The sequence below is a fragment of the Nocardiopsis listeri NBRC 13360 genome, assembly GCF_001570765.1.
Classification (GTDB): domain Bacteria; phylum Actinomycetota; class Actinomycetes; order Streptosporangiales; family Streptosporangiaceae; genus Nocardiopsis; species Nocardiopsis listeri.
The window spans coordinates 13,333-35,297 of the sequence record NZ_BCSH01000080.1; the positions used below are offsets into that span (position 1 = coordinate 13,333).

A 21,965-nucleotide genomic window follows, 5' to 3' on the forward strand; every position below is an offset into this window, starting at 1 on the left:
CGTCGCTACTGGCGGGAGACGGCGGAGGAACCGCCGCGCAGCACGAACTTCTGGATCTTGCCGGTGGCGGTCTTGGGCAGTTGGTCCACGAACTCCACCTGGGTGGGCGCCTTGAAGTGGGCGAGGTGCTCACGGGTGAACGCGATCATCTCCTCCTCCGTGGTCGTGGCCCCCTCCTGGAGCACCACGAAGGCGCGCGGGGTCTCACCCCAGCGCTCGTGCGGCACACCCACGATCGCGGCCTCCAGGACGGCCGGGTGGCGCAGCAGCACACCCTCCACCTCCACCGATGAGATGTTCTCCCCACCGGAGATGATCACGTCCTTGATCCGATCCTGGATCTCGGCGTAGCCGTCGGGGTGGACGACGGCGGCGTCCCCACTGCGGAACCAGCCGTCGCCCATGGCCTTCTCGGTGGCCTCGGGATCGTTGTAGTACCCCTTCATGACGACGTTGCCGCGCACGGTGATCTGGCCGACGGTCTTGCCGTCCCAGGGCACCTCGACGCCTTCGCCGTCCACCACGCGCAGTTCACCGGAGGTGATGAGCTCGACGCCCTGACGGGCCTTGAGCGTGCCGCGGTCGCGCACCGACAGTTCCCGGTGTTCCGGGCGCGGCTCGCAGACGGTGATGAACGGGGTGGTCTCGGTCAGCCCGTACACGTGGGTGATGGTCCAGCCGAAGTCCTCCTCCAGCCGTTCGATGGTCTCCGACGCGGGGGAGGCACCGGCGGTGACCACGTGCACACCGGGCGGGACGCCGCCACGGACCTCCTCCGGGGTGTTGGCGAGCATGATGAGCACGGTCGGGGCCGCGCACAACCAGCTCACCTCCTCGGTCCGGATCAGTTCGAACACCCGCGCCGGGTCCATCACCGGAAGGCACACGTGCGTGCCGCCCGCGGCGGTCACCGTCCAGGTGTAGGTCCACCCGTTGGCGTGGAACATCGGGAGGGTCCACAGGTACTTCTGCCCCAGCTCCACGCGCAGGTGCAGCAGGGTGCCCACCGAGTTCATGTACGCGTTGCGGTGGGTGATCATCACCCCCTTGGGGCGGGCGGTGGTCCCGGAGGTGTAGTTGATGGTGAGCAGGTCGGTCTCGGCGATCTCCGGGTGCTGGAAGTCCGGGGAGGTGGCGGCGATGAGCGCCTCGTAGTCCTGCCAACCCTCGCGCGAGCCTTCGAGGGCCACGAAGCGTTCCACCCCGGGCATCCGGTCGCGCACCGAGTCCACTGCGCCGAGTTGGTCGGCGTGCACGCACAGCACCTTGGCACCGGAGTGGTTGACGATGTAGACGAAGTCCTCGGCGGTGAGCCGGAAGTTGACCGGGACGAGCACCGCGCCCAGCTGTGGGACGGCGTAGAACGATTCGAGTTGTGCGTGGGTGTTGGGCGCGATGTAGGCGACACGGTCGCCCTGGGCCACCCCCATGGCCTGGAGGGCCGAGGACCAGCGGTCGCAGCGGTCGAAGAACTGTTCGTAGGTCAGGCGTAGGTCCCCGTCGACCACCGCCTCGCGCTGTGGATACAGCCTGCGGGTGCGGCGGGCGAACTCCAGCGGCGTCAGTGTGAGTTCCAAGGTGCCCTCTCCTTCGACTTCAGCAGGTTCGTGTGGTGGTGGTCAGAGCCCGAACAGTCCGACCGCGTTGTCGTGCAGGACTCCGCGCAGCCAGGCGGACCCCAGGTCGAGGTCGACCAGGGCCCGGATCTGCTCGAGGTAGGCGTAGGGGATGTTCGGGAAGTCCGTACCCAACAGGACACGGTGCCCGAGGTCGCGCAGCCGTGGGAGTTCCGCGCGCGGGAAGGGCGACATCCGTTCGATGTAGGGCGTGAACGCCATGGTGGTGTCCAGGTGCACGCGTTCGTACCGTTCGACCAGATCGAGGAAGGCCGTGTACTCGGGTGCGCCGGCGTGGGCGACCACCGCGGTGAGCCGGGGGTGTGCGCGCAACACCTCGGAGAAGGGACCGGGCCCGGTGAAATCACCCGGCATCGGACCGGAACCGCAGTGCACGACCACCGGGGTCCCGGCGTCGGCGAGCGTCCCCCACACGTCGGTGAGCAGCGGGTCGCGCGGGTCGTATGCGCCCACCTGCAAGTGGGCCTTGAAGACCCGGGTCCCGGAGTCGATCGCCTCGGCCACGTAGTCCTTGGCGTCGGGTTCGGGGTAGAAGGTGGCGCTGCGCAGACAGTCGGGATTGCCCTCGGTGAAGGAGGCGGCCCAGGAGTTGAGCCAGCGGGCCATGTCCGGGCGGTGCGGGTAGGACAGCGCGGTGAAGTACCGGACCCCGAAGCCGCGCAGGACGTCCAGGCGCTCGTCCTGGTCGAAGCGGTAGGTGATGGGCCAGACGCCGTCACCGAGGGCGTCGAAGTAGGCCCACACCTTGCTCAGGACGTTGTCGGGCATGAAGTGGGTGTGCACGTCCACGAGGCCGGGGAGTCCGAGGTCCCGCCAGACTCGGCGGACCTCGGCTCTCTCGTCGGCCCCGACCAATGATGAGACTCCAGTCACACCATCCAGCTTATGGCCCGTCCGAGCGGTGTTCGGAGCCGGGGCGGGGACCGGCCACTCGGAGGGGTGCTCGGGGCGGACCGACCCCGGGGGAGCCGGTCCGCTCGGTCATCGGCCCCGGCGGGCCCGGGAGGCCCGTGGCCTCACAGGACCTCGGCGCCGTCCTCGTGCTCGGTCTCCCAGTACTGGATGAAACCCTCGTCACAGTGGAAGTCGTCGAAGTCCATGTTGACGAGGGACAGGTTGATCTGGATCGACGGGATCGCCCCCGGCACGGCTCGGAAGGATCTGCCGGGCTGGTCCCACAGGTCCACCACCAACAGCGGATGCCGGGGGTCGAGCATGGTCAGCTCGTCCGCGACGATCAGGAAGGTGTGCTCGTCGTGGGGCGACAGGCGCATGAGCTGCTCGAAGGACAGCCCGGTGTAGCCGCTGTCGTCCACCACGTGGACATAGGCGTAGAAGAGGTCGGGGTCCTCCTCGGGCCGCTCGAATTCCTCGTCGTCGAAGACGGGAGCGCGTACGGCCTTCACGACCGCCTTCCATGCCTCGTCGTCACCGTGATGGGTGCGTACGAGCAGTGGGTCCTCGCTGACGGGCAGACGCGGCGGACGTCCCGTGAGGGGGCGGTAGCGAGGAGGGGAGGCCAGCAGGTCCAGCTCGGCGCCGAAGACCTCGTCGGGTTCCTCGGGCAGGGTGACCTTCCACTCTTCCAGGTCATGGCCTCCGTGATCGGACACCAGGTAGAGCATGGAGGCCTGGCGGACTCCGATCCGCAGCACGTGCTCGTGGGGGACGAAAGGGTGCTCCTGCGGTGTGTCCTGGTCCTGGGAAGAGGTGGTGAAGGCCAGGAGGGGGCGGTGCACGGGGTCGGCCATGGTGCGCTCGTCCGCCAGCAGCACCATGTGCGGGAGCTCGGACCCGGCCTGCTCCAGGGCCGAGTGGACCTCGGCGGTGGTGGCGTTCCGCCAGGCGGGGTCGTCCACCAGGAGCAGGCGCTGGTCGTTGGAAGGGGGAACGTCCTCTCGGCCGTCGTGTTCCGACTGGGGGAGCGGTGGGTGCGCAAGCACGCCGGGCAGGTCGGACAGGTACGAGAGCGTGTCCTGCCACGCTTCCTGGTCGTCGTAGGCGGTACGAACCACGAGGAAGACCGTGATCTTCTCCTCTGCGGGGAAGGACGGAAGGAAGAGCGGGGAAGGGGGGCGCATGGGAGGCACCTTACATTTGATGAAAGTGGTGGAAAGGCCTGGATAGCACGCCGTGCCGACAAAACGCGCGACGTGCGTTAGGGAGAACGTCGTGGACCGCTCCGGGGGATCGGGGCGGGCTCAAAGAGCAAGGAGGAGGACCCCGACGACCACCACCACCGAAGCGACGACGCGCACCGGACCGAACCGTTCGTGGAAGAAGACCAGGCCGATGACGGCGGCGAAGACGATGCTGGTCTCGCGCAGTGCCGCGATGCCGGCGACCGCCCCCGACAGTTGGGCCCACAGCACCAGCCCGTACGCGCCCGCGCTCACCGCCCCGCCCAGCAGGCCGATCTTCCACATGGGACGCAGTTGTTCCATCAGCCTTCTCCGCCGGGTGACCAGGGCGACCAAGAGGAACACCGGCCCTTGAAGACACATGATCCAGGCGATGTATCCGGTCGGATCCTCCGTGAGGCGTACTCCGTAGGCGTCCACCACCGTGTAGGTGGCGATGGCGAGCCCCGTGGCGAAGGCCGCCAGTAGCGCCGGGGCGTGTTCTCTACGGGGCACGCCGTTCGCGAACACCAGCACCATCAGTCCCGCGGACACCGTCAGCACCCCGGCGAATTCGTTCGGCGGCAGGGCGTCACCGAACACCACCACGCCGATGAGCGCCACCACCCACGGGGCGGTGCCACGCGCCAACGGGTACACCTGCCCGAAGTCACCGGTCCGGTAGGACAACATCAGCAGGCCCAGGTAGAGCACGTGCGCGACGAGTGACCCGAGCAGAACCGGCCAGGCCTCGACCGGCGGGAGCCCGGCCACGAGCAACAGGGGCAGGGTGGCGAGCATCCCGCCGAGCCCGATGAGGGCGAACCCGAGCAGCCGGTCGGTGATGGCGTGCGCGATCGCGTTCCACGTTGCGTGCAGGAGCGCGGCCACCAGGACCGCGGCGAGGACGGGTGTGGTCATTGGACCTCTCGCGCAAGGTTCGAAGGATCCGGCAAGAGTAGGTCCTGGCCCCCGTCCTCGACCTGGTCGGGTTCGCCCACAGGGTGTGGGCGGCGGATGTTCCGACTCAGGGGCGGGTGCGCGTGGTGGCGGGGGTGACGGCGTGGTTGCGCAGGTGCTCGTAGACGATCGACGCGCGCACGTCGGCGACCTCGGGGCGTTCGGTGAGCTTGTCCACCACGAACGCGTACAGGCTGTTGTTGTCCGGCAGGGCGACGTGCACCAGGAAGTCCTCCTCACCCGACGTCACGAAGACCGACAGCGTTTCCGGTAGGGAACGGACCCAGTCGCGGAACGCCTCGATGTTGTGCCGCGAGGGTTTCACGACGCTCACGGTGATGAGCGCTTGGACGGGGCGACCGATCAGTTCCAGGTCCACGTCCAGCAGTGAGCCGCGAATCACACCCCTTTCCCGCAGTGCGCGGGTGCGATCGAGCGTCGTGGTGGGCGAGGCGCCCACCGCCGCGGCCACGTCGCGGTTGGTCTTCCGTGCGTCCGACTGGAGTTCGGCCAGGATCGCCGTATCTAGTTCGTCAATATCAGCCATACACGGAGCCTATCCGTATTTAATACGGAATGTTGAGTTCAACTCCGGTGTATGCGTAACATCTGAGGGAAAAGGTCGTATTTGGCTCGCCAGAGGGTGATCCTCTCCTGGTCGGCAGTGTCGCCCGCCGGTCGACCACGCTCCGGTGCAACGACGCACCACCGCACAACAAAGGGACGTCCCGTCACCATGAGACCTTCCTCTGCCGCGGCCGGCACCGACCGATCGTCGGTGGGCCCCGTGACACGGGGCCGCGTCCTGGCCCTGGTCGCGATCGTCTGCGCGGCGCTCAACCTGCGCCTCGTCGTCACCTCACTGTCCCCGCTGCTGACCACCGTGGGCGGAGAACTCGGGTTCACCGCCACCGTCGTCGGTGTCTTCGGCACCCTGCCGCTGGTCGCCTTCGCGATCTTCGGCCTGGTCACCCCCGCGATCATGCGTCGTCTGGGCGCCGAGGCCACGGCGACCCTGAGCATGCTGCTCACCGGCATCGGGCAGGTCCTGCGGGCTTTGGCCCCCGACACCGGAGCGTTGCTCGCGCTCACCGGTGTCGCCCTCACCGGAGCGGCCCTCGGCAACGTCGTGCTGCCGCCCCTGATCAAGCAGTACTTCCCCGACCGGATCGCCGCGCTGAGCACCGTCCAGATGGTCGCGATCCACCTCGGCGCGCTCTTCCCGCCGCTGGTGGCCGTACCCCTGGCCGAGGTCGCCGGGTGGCGGGTCGCCCTGGGCGCCTGGTCGGGCATCGCCCTCGTCGCCGCCCTCCTGTGGGCCGTGCAGTGGCGCCAGAGTGGCCCCGTGGCCTCCCCGACCACGACGATGGGAGATGATCGGCCCCTGGCCCGTCCCATCCTGCGGGTCGGCATGGCCTGGCGGATGGCGCTGCTCTTCGGCATGGTGACCTGGAACGTCTTCACGCTCTTCACCTGGCTTCCGGCCCTGTTTAGCGACGCCGGGCACGGCCCCGCCGCCGCGGGGAGCATGGTCTCGCTGATGGTCGGCACCAGCCTGCTGTTCGGCCTGGTCGCGCCCGCGGTCACCCTGCGCACCGCCGACACCTTCCCGATCGTCGCCCTGGGACTGTCCGGTTACGGGATCGGTTACCTGGGGGTGGCGCTGGCACCGGGGCTCGCCGTCGTGTGGGTCCTCTTCCTTGGACTGGGCACCAGCCTGTTCGTGGTCACGATGACCATGATCAACGCCCGAAGTTCCACCGCCCGGGGCGCCGCCGCCCTGTCCGGGTTCGTGCAGGGGGCCGGCAGCGGGATCGCCCTGGGCGGGCCGCTGCTGTTCGGACTGCTGAGCGAGCTCACCGGGGGCTGGACCGCCTCCTACGTCCTGGTCGCCGGAGGTTCGCTCGTGGTGGCGGCGGTCGTCGCCTACGTCGAACGCACCCCGTGGACCATCGAAGCGGCGGCGCGGGGGCGGCGTCCCCGTCGGGACGGGGCGGAGCTCCTCCACGCCTGATCGGACGTCGCCGGGGAGAGGGGCGTGGGCCTTTCCGGGGCGAGGCCTTCTGGGCCCCGGAAGGAAGGGGCCGCACCACCGATCCCCTTTCTGCCTGCCGACCGGTGTCCCGAAAGGGGGAATCGGTGAGGACGGTCACTCGAAAACATCACTTCCGCCCCTCTGATTGCCCCGAGTCCCGTTTTCTCGGGACGAAAGGCACAGGAGAACAGGAGCATGCACGTGCACAAACGGCCAATAGTGGCCACTTTCATGGATATGTGCCACATTCGGCCTCAGAAGCTCGTCAATGTCTCCAACGGGCGCATAATGGTCACATGAGCATCCCACCCCCCGCACGCCCTTATTTCGCGTACCCCGAATTCCCTCCCTGATCGCCCCGACCCCGAGGGGAACAACGGCTCAGCACGCCGGAGGCGGGGTCGGGGAAGCCCGGCTCCCCGCGGGCACACCACGGGAAGTCGCACACAATGACCATGGAACGGCCACAGCCCTACCTCCACCCGGAACGACCGGGGAACGGGGCCGAGGGGCCCGCCCCGCTCATCCGCAACCAGGACTTCCAAGCCCTGTGGACCAGCCGCTTCTTCGCGGGGTTGGGCAAGGAGAGCGGCGAGGTCGCCTACCCCCTGCTGATCCTCCTCCTGGCCGGCTCCGCCTCCCAGGCGGGCGTCATCGGCGCCGCACAGGTGGCCACCACCATGATCATGGCAGTGGTCGGAGGAACCCTCGCCGACCACGTCGACCGGCGCGCCATCCTGCTCGTCTGCGACATCGGACGGCTCCTGCTCCTCGTCGCCTTCGCCTCGATACTGCTCAACGGTGAGGCCGACGTGCCACTCGTCATCGGGGTGGCGGTCACCTCATCGGCCCTCATGGGCATCTCCAACCCGGTGGCCATGGCGGCGATCAAACAGCTCGTGCCGCCCTCGCAGATCGCGAGCGCGTCGGCGCAGAACCAGATCCGTTTCTTCAGCACCACCGCGCTGGGCGCGCCGCTCGCCGGTTCACTGTTCGGTCTGGGCCGCGCCTTCCCGTTCCTCGCCGAGGCGGTCTGCTACCTGCTGTCCACGGCGCTGCTCCTGCGCATCCGCCGACCCATGCAGGCTCCTCGGCGCGTCGGAGGGGAACGGTGGACCCTGCGCGGCACCGTCACCGGGTTCGCGCTCCTGACCCGGCACCCGATCCTGCGGCCGATGATGTGCTGGATCATCGGGTTCAACCTCGCCTTCACCCAGACGGGTGTGTTCCTCGCGATCATCGCCACCGCGAACGAACGAGGTGCCTCCAACCTGCTGGTCGGTGTGACCGTGTCGCTGGCCGGGATGGGCGGGTTGGCCGGAGCGTTGGTCGCCGGTCCGGTGCTGCGGGCCGTGAGCCCCTCCCGGATCTTCCTCTTCACCGCGTGGTCGGCCCCGGTCTGCGCACTCGTCCTGGCGGTCACGCCCGGAGTGCTTCCGCTGGGGGTGATCGTGGCGTTCGTCTTCGCCGCGGTCCCCTGCGTCAACGCGGTCTTCTACGGTTACGTGGCCGCCACGGTGCCCGACCACCACCAGGGGCGGGCCCTGGGCGCGGTGACGTTCATGGCGCTGCTGTCCCAGCCGATCGGCATCGTCGGGGTGGGGCTGGTCTTCGACCTGGCCGGCCCGATCCCGGTGTTCGTGACGATGGCGGTGGTGTCGGTGTCGGCCGCGCTTTTCACCCTCGGAACCACCATGCGCACCCTGCCCCGCCCGGAGGAGGTCGCCGTCCTCTGAGGAGCCCTCCCCCCGCCGCCCGTGCCGTCCGCCGAGCGCGCCGTGACCCCTTGGTCCTGCGGGATCACGGCGCGCTCGGGGCGTCGGAGTCGGTCAGCCGGTGACCGGCATGGCCATCACCGGATCGGAGGTGGGCTGCTCGGACCCGCCCTCGGGCTCGACGGTGACGGCGACGCCGTCGGTCTCCTCGTCCTGCGGGGTGGCCAGAACCGGGAGGACGAAACCCTCCTCGTCGACCGAGAGCATCCCGGCCGAGTAGACCGACCCGTCCGTCCGGGTCAGCCACAGCTGCTAGTCCTCGTCGTTCAGGTCATCCAGACCGTGCGCGCTGAACACCATCTCACCCAGGTGCTCGGAGTGCACCACCGTCACGCTCACGTCCTCCATGGGCTCGGCGCTGGTGGTGACGGCGTCCGGCGCGGCCAGCACCGCGGCGATCTGCTGCTCGTTGGTACGCAGCTCGTTCACCTGGTCACGTTGGTCGAGCACCACCGCGCCCAGGGCGAGGATCGCGGCCAGGGACGCGGCCAACACCAGACCCAGCGTCCATGGAAGTCCGCGGCGGCGGGGTTCGGGCAGACGTTCGGGGGCGGGGGCGAGCTGGCGGGTTCGGGAGACCTCCTCCAACACCTTTGCCCGAAGCCCCGCGGGCGGTGTCTCGGCGACCGTGGCGCCCAACCGCGCGGAGGTCTCGGTGAAACCCCGCACCTCCTGTACGCAGGAGTCGCAGTCGGCCAAGTGGTCCTCGAAGCGCACGCTCTCGCTCGGAGTGAGGGCGTTCAACGCGTAGGTTCCGGTCAGTGTGTGCAGGTCCGGGCCGAGTGACCTCCTCACCACTCCACCCCCAAACAGTCCCTGAGTCGAATGAGTCCGTCGCGCATCCTGGTTCTTGACGGTGCCCAGGGGCGTCGACAACAGGCGTGCCACATCACGGTAGGTATAGCCGCCGTAGAAGGCCAGACGCACCGACTGTTCCTGGAGTTCCGTGAGGTTCTCCAGACAACGTCGGACGCGTTCGCGTTCGAGCCGGTTCGTGGCCTCCTCGGCCACCTGGTCGTAGGGGCGTTCGGTGTCGGCCGCCGCCACCCGGGACTCCCGTTCGGCGGCGGCCTGCTCCGAACGCACCCGGTCCACCGCCCTGCGGTGGGCCAGGGTCATCACCCACGCCTGGGGGCTTCCCCGGCGCGGGTCGTGACGACAGGCACTGCGCCACACCTCCACCAGCACCTCCTGGGCGACCTCCTCCGACTGGGTGGGGTCCCGTAGAACACGCTTGATCAGCCCGTACACGGTCGGGCCGATCAGGTCGTACACCCTGTCGAACGCCTGTTCCTCGCCGCGCGCCACACGGCGCAGAAGATCCTCCAAGCCGAGAGGGCCCTCCGGGGAGGACTCCTGCGGTGCCGCCGCTGCCCTGTCCATCTACGGCCTTCCGGTGGGGAGTCGTGGTCTGGTGGTTCCGGTGCGATGGGTGGTCCCGGGCGGCCCGTCCTCGAAGTTCGAGCCGCCCGGGTGCCCGGTTCAGCCTCCCATCAGGAAGGCATCAGCACGGTGTCGACGATGTAGACGGTGGCGTTCGCGGTCTGTACGTTGCCGCACACCACCTGGGACTCGTCGTTCACGGTGAACTCCTCGCCGGAGCCGCTGGTGGTGACGTCCTCGCCCTGTAGGGAGGTGAACGTGCCCTCCGCCAGGTCCTCGGGGGAGTGTCGGCCCTCGACGACGTGGTAGGTCAGCACCTCGGTGAGCTGCTCCTGATCGGCCATCAGCGCGTCCAGGTCCTCCTGCGGGATCGCCTCGAACGCGTCGTTGGCGGGAGCGAAGACGGTGATGTCCTCGGCGGAGTTCAGGGTGTCGACCAGGTCCGCCTCCTCCACGGCGCTGACCAGTGTGGACAGGAGCGGGTTGTTGGAGGCCGCGGTGGCGACCGGGTCCTGGGCCATGCCCTCGAAGCTGCCGTCACCGTCTTCGGGCACGTCGGCGCAGCCGGGGCCGAAGTTCTCGCCCGCGGTCTCCATGCCCTCGTCGGTGCTCTCCATGGTCTCCTCGGCGTCACCCATCTCCGGGGACTCCTCGGACGCGCCGTCCATGTCGCCACAGGCCGAAAGTCCGAAGGCGAGCACGGCGGCGGCAGCGGTGGCGGTGAGTACGAAACCGCGCCTCCCCGGTCCTCGGTCCGGCCCCGGCGCGGGTGGTGCGCCACCATCCGCTTCCGCCGGTGCCCGAGGCTCCCCTTTCCCTCCCCCGGTTTCGAGGGCCGGGCGAGCACTCCTGAGAAGGAGCCACAGCGTCACGGCGCCCGCCGCCCCGCCGACGACCACGGCCGAGGCCGCCCCCGGGTCATCGGCGCGACGGAGGGCCACGGCGGCGAGCCCCGCCACCGTGAACAGGAGCAGACCCGCGTATCCGACGGCCGGGCGGCGCAGTGACACGACACCGAGCAGCGCGCCGGCCAGGACGAGGACGACCAGAACCCCGGTGATCAGTACGGCCTTGTCGGCCATGCCGAAGAGCGAGATCGCCCACTCCATGAGGAACGGGGGACTGTTGTCGACGAGCGTGTCGCCGACCGTGACCACCGGCGAGGTGGCACGCGTCAGCCCGGCGATGAGTTCACCGAATCCGAGGGCCGCCCCGACGACGAGCAGGCCCAGGCCCACCCCGACGACCCCTCGTCGGTTGTCGCGTGGTGGGCGTTGTGGCCCTCGTGTCCCGGTGCTCATGTCGGGTATTCGGCGCCGAGGCGGGGGCGGATGGGTCGGTCGACGACTTTTCCGGGACTTTCTCCGAGGAGTCGGGATCCACCGAGCGAACACCGTCGACGTGGGCTCCGCGGTCCATGTGGGGATGCGTCAGGACGGGATGAGGAGCATGCCCACCACGTGGACGGTGGCGTTGTCGGTCCGTACGTCGGCGCAGACCACCGGGGCGTAGCCGTCGATCGTGTACTCGCCCTCGTTCGCGGTGGCGCGGATCCGGTCGCCGTTGAGGGTGTCGAAGGAGCCACCGTCCAGGTCGGCGCTGCCGAACTCGCCGAGGACGACGTGGTGGCCCAGCAGGTGCGCCGGTCCGTCGGGGGAGTCCAGCAGGCCCTGGATCTGGGGGGTGGGGTACATGTCGAAGGCGTCGTCGACGGGTGCGAACAGGGTCATGTCGTCGGCCGTGTCCAGGTCCGGCCCCAGACCGGACCGCTCCAGTACCTCGGCCAGGCGGCCCAGCAAGGGGTTGTCCGCGATGGCGGTGGAGAGGGTGCGGTCGGCCATCGCAGAGAGACTCCCGGGTCCCGTGTCGGGGAAGTCCGCGCAGCCGGGGCCGAAGGCTCTGACCGGTTCGACATCGGCCTCGACACCGGGGCCGTGTTCTTCGCTCTGGCCGTTCCCACCGGAACAGGCGGCGAGGGAGAGGAGGAGTGCGGCGCACCCGGCCGTGAGGGTGGTTCGGTGCATCGTCCGTCCCGATATGACGACTCGACATTACGAACTCATCACGCTACGTCCGAATCGCTTGTGTGGAGAGTCGCGACGCGCATACGCGCGAACGCGGAACGGAGTACCGGCCAACGCCCCGGAACGCCTCGACGCGGAATCCGCCTATACGGGTCATGGCTGGCCAGGGCGGGTGCCGTGACTCTTCATGGGGCACCGTGGTCGGTTCGACCCCGTGAGTGCAGGAAGATGTTGCCGGTACGTCCTCTCAACGATCGGAGTTCCCCCACATGGCGCGGAAGAAGCACCTAACCGTGGTCGCGCTCATGGTCTCGGGCAGCCTCCTCCTCAGTGGCTGCGCCCCCGTGTCCGACTGGTGGTCCGAAACCTTCGGAGACGCGTCCGGACCGCCCGAGGTCAGGGAGGAGTTCCCCTACGTACGCGAGGGACGCATCTTCCAGGACACCGGACAGGACGCCGAGATGCGCTTCGCCGTCACCGGACTGGAGCGCACCGACGACTACACGGTCATGCACTACGAGGTCACCTACCTGGACGACTTCGCCGGGCCCAACCGGAACCTGAGCATGGCCCACACCCTGGTCGACCCCCTCACCGGACGCGTCTACCGACAGTTCCTCGATGACGAGGGCCTCAAGTACGGATCGGAGAGCCCCAACGAGGACGGGCTCTACCCGGTGCACGACGGGGTCACCAACGAGTACACCCGCTACTTCCCACGCATCCCCGACGAGGTGTCCCAGGTGACGTTCGTGGGCAGCGGACTGGGCGCCATGACCGGCATCCCCGTCCAGGACGTGGAGACCGAGCGGGAGGACCCGGAGAACCCCAACGGGCCCGACCACCTGACCCTGGACGATCCGCCCGCACGGGGCGAGAACCTCGTCTTCGCCAACCGTCGCCCCGACGAGGACGCCCTCGCCGACGAGGGTTGGGTACAGAGCTTCGTCGACTCCGAGATCGCCTCCACCACCCGGGACGGCGACCGCGAGATCATCTCGCTGCACTCGGACGTGATGTTCGAGTTCGACCGCTCGGACCTGACCGACGACGCCGAGGACGTGGTCCGCCGCGCCGCCACCACCCTGGCCCAGAACGTCGACCCCGACGAGCCCAGCATCACCGTGGTCGGCCACACCGACGGCATCGGTGACGACGCCTACAACGACAACCTGTCGGTGGAGCGCGCCGAGAGCGTGCGGGACCTGCTCGCCGAGGAACTCGGGACCGACTACCAACTGGAGGTCGATGGTCGCGGCAAACGCGAGCCCATCGCCCGCGAGGGTGGTTCCGACGACGAGGAGGCGCGGGCCCGCAACCGGCGAGTGGAGTTCTCCTACGTCTTCAACCCGACGGTGGAGGCCACCGAGGACGAGGAGTACGACGACGACGGCCTCGGCGTGGCCCAGCGCAACGTGACCTGGCCCGCCCCCTACAGCGACGACCCGGGTTCCGTGGTCGCCGAGGGGGAGGAGAACGGGATCCGGCTGGAGATCTACCCGTTGCGTCGCGACGGCGCCTACGTCATCGGCACCGTTGCGATGACCAACACCACCGACGAACCACTCGCCCCCGAGCTGGGCGGCAGTGAGACGGTGGCCGGTGGCCCCGAGCAGTTCAACAAGGGCACCCTGGGCGGGTTCCAGCTGTACGAGCCGGAGGGCGGACTGGTCCGCTACGTGGCGCAGATGGACTTCGGCGAGAACCGCTACAGCAGCTTCGCCGAGGAGGTGCACACGATCCAGCCCGGCAACACCCACGAGCTGGTCGCGGTGTTCCCCGCCCCGCCGGTGGACATCGAGGAGCTCACGATGCGCGCCGGCCCCTTCGGTGAGTTCGAGGAGATCCCGGTGGAGTACTAGGGGTACGTGAACAGGGAGGGGGCCCGACATCGTGTCGGGCCCCCTCCGTCGTCGTTTCCCGGGCCGACTCTCAGGGTGAGTCGGTGTCCGCCGAACGGTCGGGCAGGCCCGCGGCGACCCGGAGCCGGACGAACTCCTCGGTCAACATCACGGGCGTGTAGTGGGCGTTGCGCCCGCTCGGGTTGGGCAGCAACCACAGTCGGGTTCGACCGATGGTCTCCTCCTGGGGGCCGACCTTTGGTCGCTTGACCCCGAAGGCCTCCCGGTAACCGGTGATGCCCAGGAACGTCAACCACGCGGGGGCCAGGTCGAGGATCTTGTCGCGCAGCTCTTCGAAGCCTTGGACGAACTCCTCGGGTGCGAGTTCGTCCGAACCGCGGGTGGTGCGCGCGACGAGGTTGGTGATCCCCAATCCCAGCCGGGGCAGCTCCCACTCCCGGTCGGGGGTGTAGTGGCCCGGGGTGAACCCGGACCGGCCCAGTGATGGCCAGAAGCGGTTGCCGGGGGTGGCGAAGTGGTGTCCGCGCACCGCGCTGGTCAGCCCGGGGTTGAGCCCGCAGAACACCACCGACAACCCTTCGACGAGTACGTCGGGCACCAGGAGGTCGCGGCCGGCGTCGAGCTCCTCTCGGCTCAGCCCACCGACCCCTCGTGTGGGCCCGCGCCCTGCTTCACCATCCATGACACTAGTTTCGGATCTGACCGGCGGCCTGCAACACGACACGCTCCAGGTCGCCCCGCTCGACGTCTTCGTTGAAGACGATGGCGGTGACGTGGAAGTCGCCGGGCAGTCGCAGGTACAGGTGGCGGCTGGAGCCGTCCACGGTGCCCACGTACTCCAGGTCGCCGTCGAGGTCGTCGGACTCCTCCGTGTGGTAGGTGTCCACGTCCACGTCGACGTCCACCTCCCAGTTCATCTCGGCCTCCGAACCGGGAACCTCGATGACGTCCGGGTTGGCGCTCGGGTCGGCGCCGGAGGTGAACAGGAGGGTGAAGGACGGAGTGCCCGGCTCGGCGTTCCCGTCGCTGTAGGTGCAGGAGAGCTGTTCGGCGTCGTCGACCCCGTCGATCTCTCCGCTCTCCTCGGTGAGGACGGTGCCGGGGGCGAGGTCGCCGACGATCTGGGCGGCACCCGCCGTCTCACACGACTCGGGAAGCCCGTAGGAGGAGTCCTCCTGTTCCTCGGCCTCCTCCTCGCCGGGGCTGGGACTCGCGCTCGCCTCCTCGTCCGGTGACTCCGAGCCGTCGCCGCTGGACAGGTTCATATCCAGGTCGAGGTCGACCACGTCGCAGCCGACGAGGACGAAACCGCCGATGACGACCGCGGCGACGGCCGTGCCCAGGCATGACAGGGGAGTGGACGGAATCAGGCGCATGGGTGGCTTTCGGTTCGGGGTGCGCCGGCACGTGGGAGGGGCGCCGGCGGGGGACACACAGGGAAACTTAGCAACTCCGGGAACCACGGGGGCACGGACGGCGGGGCCGGGCCGGGGACATCCCCTCGGCCCGGCCCCGTTTCCGAGTCACCTCGTGGCCGAACCCGACGTGGTCGGCCGTGACGCGGTGGTTCAGAAGTTGATCATGTGCCCGGCCAGGCCGTGCACGGCCTCCTTGACCGCTTCGCTCAGGGTCGGGTGGGCGTGGATGTTGCGAGCCACCTCGTGCACCGTCAGATCCCACTGCTGGGCCAGGGTCAGCTCCGGCAGCAGCTCGGTGACGTCCGGTCCCACCATGTGGGCGCCCAGGAACTCGCCGTACTTCCCGTCCGAGACGATCTTGACGAAGCCGCGGATGTCGCCGAGCCCGTGGGCCTTGCCGTTGGCCATGAACGGGAACTTGGCGACCTGGACGTCGTAGCCGGCCTCCCTCGCCTGGGCCTCGCTGTAGCCGAAGCTGGCGATCTGGGGCTGGCAGTAGGTGGCGCGCGGGATGAAGCGGTAGTCGATCTCCTGCGTCTCGGCGCCCGCGATGGTCTCCGAGGCGACGATGCCCATGGCCTCGGCGGTGTGCGCCAGCATGAGCTTGGCGGTGACGTCGCCGATCGCGTAGATGTGCGGCACGTTGGTGCGACCTCGGGAGTCGATACCGATCGCGCCCTGGTCGGTGAGTTCCACCCCGGCCTTGTCCAGACCGTAGCCCTCGACGTTGGGGGAGAAACCGATCGCCTGGAGCAGCTTGTCGGCCTCCAGGGTCCGCTGCTCTCCGTCCTTGTCGGTGACCGTGACCCGCACACCCGAACCGGAGTCCTCGACGTTCTCCACCCTGGTGGAGGTCAGGACCTTCACGCCGAGCTTCTTGTAGGCGCGGGAGATCTCCTTGGAGACCTCCTCGTCCTCCGCCGGCACCATGCGGTCGAGGAACTCCACGATGGTGACGTCGACCCCGTAGTTGGCCATCACGAAGGCGAACTCGACACCGATGGCGCCGGCGCCCGCGATGATGATGCTCCCGGGCAGTTCCTCGGCGAGGATCTGCTCCTCATAGGTCACGACGCGCTCGGAGAGCGAAGTGCCCGGGATGAGCTTGGTGGAGGAGCCGGCGGCGATGATCGAGTTGTCGAAGGTGATCGACTCGGTCTCCCCGTCCGCGTTCCGCACCTCGATGGTGTGGTCGTCCACGAAGGTGCCGCGCCCGTTGAGCTCGGTGATCTTGTTCTTCTTCATGAGGAAGTGGACACCCTTGACCCGGCCGTCCGCGACCTCACGGCTTCGGCTGAACGCCTTGCCGTAGTCGAACTCGACCTTGCCCTCCACCTTGATGCCGAAGGTGTCGGCGTCGTTGTGGAACAGATGCGCGAGCTCCGCGTTGCGAAGGAGTGCCTTGGAAGGGATGCAGCCCACGTTGAGGCAGACCCCGCCCCAGTACTTCTCCTCGACGATCGCGGTCGTGAGACCCAGTTGGGCGGCGCGGATCGCCGCGACGTAACCGCCGGGCCCGGCGCCGAGGACCACCAGATCGAAGTGTCGCTGTCCCATGACGGGATCTCCTTGAGTGTGTTTGTGACGCACCCAGCGCAGCCGGCTTGCCCGGGGTGTCGGATTGCCGGACTCCAGCCTAGCCGCGCACGGGCCACCCGTGTGCGACCGATCGTTCCGATGACGTCACTTGGCGTGGTCGTCGCTGGTGGGGCTGGGTGTGGTGGGGGTGGAGTCTCCCGCTCCGGAGGCGGCTCCGGAGTCGCTGGACGTACTTCCGGAGCCCTCGGACTCGATCCGGGCGGTCTCGGCGTCGTATTCGGCGGCGGCCAGCTCCAAGGCCTCCTTCTTGCGCGCCTTCTGGTCGCGACCGGCGGTGAAGGTCGGGTACAACGCCATGCCGAAGATGAGCGCGAGCATGATCCACAGGGCGTACTTGTCGACCATCAGGACGAGGTCCACCCCGGTCTGGCCGGAGGCGTATCCGACGTAGGCGACGAACGCGGTGATCATGAGGGCGCCCAAGGCGTCCAGGAGGAGGTAGGTGCGCAGCCGCATCCCGTTGGCGCCGGCCATCACGTGGGGGATGCCCGCGGGGACGCCCGGCAGGTAGCTCAGCGGGATGAGGACGCGCATCACCCACGGGTTCATGGTCTCCAGGCGGTCGGCGAAGCGGCGCCCTCGCTCACCCTGGACGAGGAAGTTGACGATGCCCCGGCCCCAACGGTGGCCCAACCACCAGAACACCCAGTCGATCTTGATCTTGCCGATCACACCGGCCAGGACCACCAGCCACAGGGAACCCTCCCCGACGCTCACGAAGGCGGAGGCGGCACCGACCGCGGCGTGGCTTCCGGTGACCAGGGCCAGGGCCAGAGGGTGATCGGCGATGAACAGCGGACGCAGCGGGAGGGTGAGCAGCATCAGCGCCGGAAGGATGAGGGCGGCGGCGAGCAGCGCCTTGTCCTGGCGCTGCATCTCGCCCTTCCACGGCTTCATGGAGCGGAGGATCTCCTTGCCGAGCTCCGCCTCCCGTACGCCCCAGGCCTCCTCCGCGGCCTTCAGGGCCTCATCACGGGTGGGTCGGCGGGTGCTGTTCGGATCGCCGTCGGCACCAGGGTTCGAGTCGGCGTCGTGCCGGGGAACGGGCGTCGTCATCATGTCCCCAGGTTCCCGCGAGGTCCCACTCGCGCAGTAGTCGTAGGAGTCACCGGAGTGGTGTGAGTCGCGCGTGGATGCGAGATGACACGTGTCATGTGTCCTGCGGTTCCACACACGTCACAGGGTAGGTCGTTCCGGGCCGTGTGGTCCCGGTGCCGTCAGCGCCGGGGTGGGTCCAGCGGCCACTTCCAGTGCGGCGCCCAGGTGGAGGCGTCCGAGACGCCGGGTGGCATCGGCGGCAGCAGTCGGCGACCGGGTGGGAGGTCCTCCTCTTCCGTCTCCTCGGAGGTCTCGTCCGACGAAGGCGGATCGAGGGGGTCGTCCCGACGGGGTGAAGCCGGGGTGTCCGGCCAGGAGGGCGAGTCGAGGGCATCGCCCCAGGAAGGTGAGTCGAGGGCGTCGGTCCAAGATGGCGAGTACGCGTCGTTTCGCGCGTTGCCGAACGGATCGGGGTCGCGGAAGGGGCCCGGGTCCGGGATCGAGTGCGACTCCTCGTCGATCTGTGGCGGTGGGGCACTCGCCCAATGGGCGGGCACCACGAATTCGTCGGGTTCGTCCTCCTCGACGTGGGCCGAGGAGGGGCCGAGGGGATCGTCGTCGAACGGAGACCCACCGCCGAAGAGGGAGTCGAAGTCCGGTGCGGGGTCGTCGGAGCGCGTTTCGGGGCCGGGCGCGTCGAGATCCGGGTCCAGGCCGGAGAACGGGGCGGACAACGGGCCCGAGTCCACCTCGGCGAAGTGCGCGGCCACACCGAAGTGCCGAGGGGGCCGCCGGTACGAGCCGGTGTCCTCGTTCTCGATCGCCGGAGCCATGGGGTGACGGACGCTTCCCGCCGGGTGGAGGCGCGACCACCAGGCGGCGGCCTCGTCCGCGTGCAGTTCGGACAGGACCGTGAGAGCGCCGACGATGTGCGGGTGACGTCGCCCGGCCCGCCAGGAGTGCGACAGTGACTGGGGCTCCAGGACGAGGACGCGTTCACCGTCCACCTCGGGGATGTCCCCGGGGCAGGCCTCGTTGCCCAACCAGGTACCGTCGCCGCCGACCAGGTCCCACTCACCGCGCACCACGTCGGCCAGCGGATCCACCTGACCGTCCTGGGAGGCGACCACCCAGCGGGGGTCGGGGCGGGTACCGGACAGCCGCAGTCCCTCCTTGCCGATCAGTGCGTCGGCGAGCAGTGTGTGCAGTTGGAAGTTGTCGCTCACGCCGTCGAACCGGACGCGGAAGCCTCGCCACGAAGCGCGGTCCAGGACGAGCACGCGACTCACCTCGGCCATGCGCAGAAGCTCGGCGACCTCACCGAACTCGCTCAACCGGGTGGACAGGGCCTGGACGATCTGGCTCAGTCCGTCCAGGGCGCTGGGATCCGCGCGCACGGCCGAACGCACACCGGAGTCGCTCAGCATCGCCTTGGCGGCGAGCCCGTAGCGCTGGGCGGTCCACCAACCGGCGGTGGCCAGGGGTGCGTTGTCGCCGAGGACCTCCTCGACCCGACCCTCTTCCTCATCGCCCACCTGGGAGGGCGCGGGCAGCGTACCGCCGCCGGTCTTGTCCCAGGCGTGCATGAACGCCACGGCGGCCTGGCCGTAGCTGCCGACCTGTCGCAGCACCTCCAGACCGGACTGCCCGGCGGGTGTGCCGGATTCGGCCAGGGCACCGGCCAGGACGGAGAGATCGGCCGCGATACCCGCGTAGGGTTCGCAGTCGCCCAGTACCGGAGCCAGGGCTTCAAGGGCGATCTCGAGTTCCTCTTTGGGCACGCTGGAGGACAGCCGGAAGGCTTCCTTCACGGCCTCGGGGAAGTCGTGGGCCTGGCCGGCGGCGGTGTCGAGCACCCGTTGGAACGCGGCGCGGAACTCTTCAATCACCCCAGAATCCTGTCATACCCGCACGGGCTTGTTGTGATCCGGATGCATGTGCACGAAACGGGCGAGTGGTGGCAGCGACGCAGGTGAGGGGCATGGCCGGGCAGGAAGGCCGAAAGCTCAAGCGGGGTCGTGGATTCGGACCTCTCGCCCGCCCTGACCTGGGGAGAGGAAGTCGAGCAGTCGGCGGCCCTCTTCCACGACCTCCTCGGCCTCGGAGCCGGTGAGAGGGCGGAAGGGGGACACCTCCAGGGATCGGATGTGTCTGGAGGAACGGGTGGGGCGGGTGTGGTCCACCCTCCACGTGGCCGCCACCGAACCGTCCAGGAGGACCGTCGAGGGAGGCATCCCGTTGCGGACGGCGATACGGCGCCGGGCCTCGTCGGAGATCACCCGAGTGCGGTCGGCGTACGCGCGGAGGATGTTGTCGAAGTCGTAGAGGAAGCGGACGGGCGCGGGGGTGTCGGCGTGCAGGTCCGGGTAGAGGTCGGAGCCGGGGCGAGGGGCGTGGGGTAGGTCGAACAGCTCGACGGGCCTGGCGGGTCTACGGCCTCCTGCGGGTTTCTCGTCCTGTTCGGCGTGGAAGGACACCAGCCGGTCGCGCAGGTCCTCCACCACCGGTTTGAGGCGGGTCGACCCGGACCAGGCCTGGATGTCCCGGACGCTCGCCGGTCCGTAGGCGGCCAGGTAGCGCAGGACCAGGCGCTCCCGGTCGGGTTCGGCGTCCATGGGCAGCCCGGTCCAGGTGTCCGCGGGGGCCAACGCCGGTGGTCCCGAGGCGCCCCACACGCCGCGTGGCGGGACCTGGACGACGGGAAGCAGGCAGCGCACCACGTAGGACAGGTGCGGTCCGGGAACGCCCGGCCAGTGCTCCGCCAGACGTTCTCCCAGTCGCTTGGGGGTGAGCGGTTCTTCCTCCAGGACCTTGCGCGCCATGTCGAGAACAGCGGATCGGTCCATACCGGCGGTGGCCTTGCCATGGGAACTGTTCTCCAGGTCCCTGGCCATGACCTCACCGGTGGTGCCACGCAGCCACCGGGCCTCCTGAGGGGTCACCAGGTGCAGGGTGGAGCGCATCAGCGACATGCGGACCAGCACGCCCTCGGTGAGAAGGCGACCCATCTCGTGCGGATCGGGGGATCGCAGCCGGTTCTGTAGGGCGACGTACCAGGTGTGCGTGGTCTGCGCCTGGAGCCCGCCCAGGCGGGTGACCAACTCGGTGATCGGCAGGTCCACACGTTCGAGGAGGAACTGGCGGGCCAGGGTCGCGCGGTTGAGCGCGCGGCGGCTGAGGACGGTGGCCATCGGGTGCACTCCGGGTTCCGTTGCGTGCCGGAACCCTACCCACCGACACCGACGATTCGAGGCCGATCCCATCGAAACGGAGAAAAGGGGCGCCCTAAACTGCGACACGAAGGTGACGACGAGCCGTCTGGGGGCGAAATGGTGGAGAACCACGTGTGGGTGGAACGGGCGCGGGTCCGGTTGGAGAACGCGTACGTACGACTCACCCCGCTCCAGGAGGGTGATCGAGACGGCTGGCGGGAGCAGGCGCTCGACCCCGACATCTGGACGCACTTCACCACCAGGGTGGACGACGCCGCGGGCTTCGAGCGCTTCTTCGACTCCTATCTGGCGGCGAGCGAGGAGGGGAAGCGGACCACGTTCACCATCACCGACCTGGTCGAAGGACGGGTCGCGGGCAGCATGAGTTACGGCAACCTCTCGGAACCGGACCTGCGCCTGGAGATCGGCAGCTCCTGGCTGGGGCGCGACTTCCGTGGTCGGGGCGTCAACCACTGGGCGAAGTACCTGCTGCTGCGGCACGCCTTCGAGGCCATGGGCGCCGAACGGGTGGAGTTCAAGACGGACGTGTTGAACGAGCGCGCTCGTCGGGGGCTGAGCGGGATCGGCGCCACGGAGGAGGGTGTCCTGCGCAGCTACAACGTGATGCCGGGAGGTCGGCGCCGGGACGCGGTGTACTACTCGGTGCTGCGCGCCGAGTGGCCACTGGTTCGTACCCGATTGGAGGAGGGGCCTCGGCGACGTTGAACGCGGCGCGCCGGTCGCCGTGGTGGGCGCACGACCCCCGGGGCGGCTCCCTTCCGGGAGCCCGGTTCCCCGGGGGCGTGGTGCGTGTTCGGGTGCGGTGACCAGAGGTCGCCCCCGGTCACCGGTCCAGGAGTTGGGCGCAGCGGATCAGGCCCAGATGTGAGTAGGCCTGGGGG

General features: G+C 69.0%; 17 protein-coding genes and 2 pseudogenes. 4 read left to right on the forward strand and 15 right to left on the reverse strand.

Annotation, left to right across the window (positions count from 1 at the left end):
* Positions 1-5: 5 nt before the first annotated feature.
* The 5 genes from NLI01S_RS21520 to NLI01S_RS21540 all read right to left on the reverse strand — a co-directional run bounded on the left by NLI01S_RS21520 (position 6) and on the right by NLI01S_RS21540 (position 5,264).
* On the reverse strand, positions 6-1,577 hold the full coding sequence (locus tag NLI01S_RS21520; RefSeq protein ID WP_067607489.1) for a long-chain-fatty-acid--CoA ligase: 1,572 nt from the start codon (positions 1,575-1,577) through the stop codon (positions 6-8).
* 42 nt (positions 1,578-1,619) lie between these two features.
* Positions 1,620-2,510 carry an amidohydrolase family protein gene (locus NLI01S_RS21525; protein ID WP_067607492.1) on the reverse strand — a complete coding sequence of 297 codons (891 nt, stop codon included), beginning with the start codon at positions 2,508-2,510 and terminating at the stop codon, positions 1,620-1,622.
* A gap of 143 nt (positions 2,511-2,653) precedes the next feature.
* Positions 2,654-3,718, reverse strand: coding sequence for a DUF6924 domain-containing protein (locus NLI01S_RS21530; protein WP_067607495.1), 1,065 nt, complete (start codon positions 3,716-3,718; stop codon positions 2,654-2,656).
* Between the two features lie 120 nt (positions 3,719-3,838).
* Complete coding sequence (locus NLI01S_RS21535; RefSeq protein WP_067607499.1) at positions 3,839-4,678, reverse strand: DMT family transporter; 840 nt, start codon at positions 4,676-4,678, stop codon at positions 3,839-3,841.
* Between the two features lie 106 nt (positions 4,679-4,784).
* Positions 4,785-5,264 (reverse strand): Lrp/AsnC family transcriptional regulator, encoded by a 480-nt coding sequence (locus NLI01S_RS21540; protein WP_067607503.1) that lies wholly within the window; start codon positions 5,262-5,264, stop codon positions 4,785-4,787.
* A 189-nt stretch (positions 5,265-5,453) separates the two neighbouring features.
* Between NLI01S_RS21540 and NLI01S_RS21545 the strand changes: the two genes are divergently transcribed.
* Both NLI01S_RS21545 and NLI01S_RS21550 read left to right on the forward strand, forming a co-directional pair.
* Positions 5,454-6,731 carry an MFS transporter gene (locus tag NLI01S_RS21545; RefSeq protein WP_067607506.1) on the forward strand — a complete coding sequence of 426 codons (1,278 nt, stop codon included), beginning with the start codon at positions 5,454-5,456 and terminating at the stop codon, positions 6,729-6,731.
* 470 nt (positions 6,732-7,201) lie between these two features.
* Positions 7,202-8,488 carry an MFS transporter gene (locus tag NLI01S_RS21550; protein ID WP_067607509.1) on the forward strand — a complete coding sequence of 429 codons (1,287 nt, stop codon included), beginning with the start codon at positions 7,202-7,204 and terminating at the stop codon, positions 8,486-8,488.
* A gap of 93 nt (positions 8,489-8,581) precedes the next feature.
* Here the strand turns inward: NLI01S_RS21550 and NLI01S_RS21555 are convergent.
* From NLI01S_RS21555 to NLI01S_RS21570, 4 genes and pseudogenes are all read right to left on the reverse strand, one after another.
* Positions 8,582-9,322 (reverse strand): annotated as a pseudogene (locus NLI01S_RS21555) (anti-sigma factor).
* A pseudogene (gene sigK / locus NLI01S_RS21560) lies at positions 9,319-9,910 on the reverse strand (ECF RNA polymerase sigma factor SigK). Before sigK ends, NLI01S_RS21555 begins: the two co-directional pseudogenes overlap by 4 nt.
* Before the next feature lie 110 nt (positions 9,911-10,020).
* Positions 10,021-10,611, reverse strand: coding sequence for a fasciclin domain-containing protein (locus tag NLI01S_RS21565; RefSeq protein ID WP_067607543.1), 591 nt, complete (start codon positions 10,609-10,611; stop codon positions 10,021-10,023).
* 729 nt (positions 10,612-11,340) lie between these two features.
* Positions 11,341-11,934, reverse strand: coding sequence for a fasciclin domain-containing protein (locus NLI01S_RS21570; protein WP_067607512.1), 594 nt, complete (start codon positions 11,932-11,934; stop codon positions 11,341-11,343).
* A 269-nt stretch (positions 11,935-12,203) separates the two neighbouring features.
* Between NLI01S_RS21570 and NLI01S_RS21575 the strand changes: the two genes are divergently transcribed.
* Entirely contained in the window at positions 12,204-13,796 is a 1,593-nt protein-coding gene (locus NLI01S_RS21575) for an OmpA family protein (RefSeq protein ID WP_067607515.1), read from the forward strand.
* A 70-nt stretch (positions 13,797-13,866) separates the two neighbouring features.
* Here the strand turns inward: NLI01S_RS21575 and NLI01S_RS21580 are convergent, their stop codons facing one another.
* From NLI01S_RS21580 to NLI01S_RS21605, 6 genes are all read right to left on the reverse strand, one after another.
* Positions 13,867-14,478, reverse strand: a complete 612-nt coding sequence (locus NLI01S_RS21580) for a mismatch-specific DNA-glycosylase (RefSeq protein WP_067607518.1) — start codon at positions 14,476-14,478, stop codon at positions 13,867-13,869.
* A 4-nt stretch (positions 14,479-14,482) separates the two neighbouring features.
* Complete coding sequence (locus tag NLI01S_RS21585) at positions 14,483-15,172, reverse strand: hypothetical protein (RefSeq protein ID WP_067607521.1); 690 nt, start codon at positions 15,170-15,172, stop codon at positions 14,483-14,485.
* A gap of 192 nt (positions 15,173-15,364) precedes the next feature.
* Positions 15,365-16,771, reverse strand: coding sequence for a dihydrolipoyl dehydrogenase (gene lpdA, locus NLI01S_RS21590; protein ID WP_067607524.1), 1,407 nt, complete (start codon positions 16,769-16,771; stop codon positions 15,365-15,367).
* A gap of 126 nt (positions 16,772-16,897) precedes the next feature.
* A complete protein-coding gene (locus NLI01S_RS21595) occupies positions 16,898-17,869 on the reverse strand; it encodes a DedA family protein (RefSeq protein ID WP_067607546.1) in 972 nt (323 codons plus the stop codon).
* 161 nt (positions 17,870-18,030) lie between these two features.
* Positions 18,031-19,740 carry a hypothetical protein gene (locus tag NLI01S_RS21600; protein ID WP_067607527.1) on the reverse strand — a complete coding sequence of 570 codons (1,710 nt, stop codon included), beginning with the start codon at positions 19,738-19,740 and terminating at the stop codon, positions 18,031-18,033.
* 117 nt (positions 19,741-19,857) lie between these two features.
* Positions 19,858-21,042 (reverse strand): winged helix DNA-binding domain-containing protein, encoded by a 1,185-nt coding sequence (locus tag NLI01S_RS21605; protein ID WP_067607549.1) that lies wholly within the window; start codon positions 21,040-21,042, stop codon positions 19,858-19,860.
* A 138-nt stretch (positions 21,043-21,180) separates the two neighbouring features.
* Here NLI01S_RS21605 and NLI01S_RS21610 point away from each other — a divergent pair, with 138 nt between their 5' ends.
* On the forward strand, positions 21,181-21,789 hold the full coding sequence (locus NLI01S_RS21610) for a GNAT family N-acetyltransferase (RefSeq protein WP_067607530.1): 609 nt from the start codon (positions 21,181-21,183) through the stop codon (positions 21,787-21,789).
* The last annotated feature ends 176 nt before the right edge of the window (positions 21,790-21,965 follow it).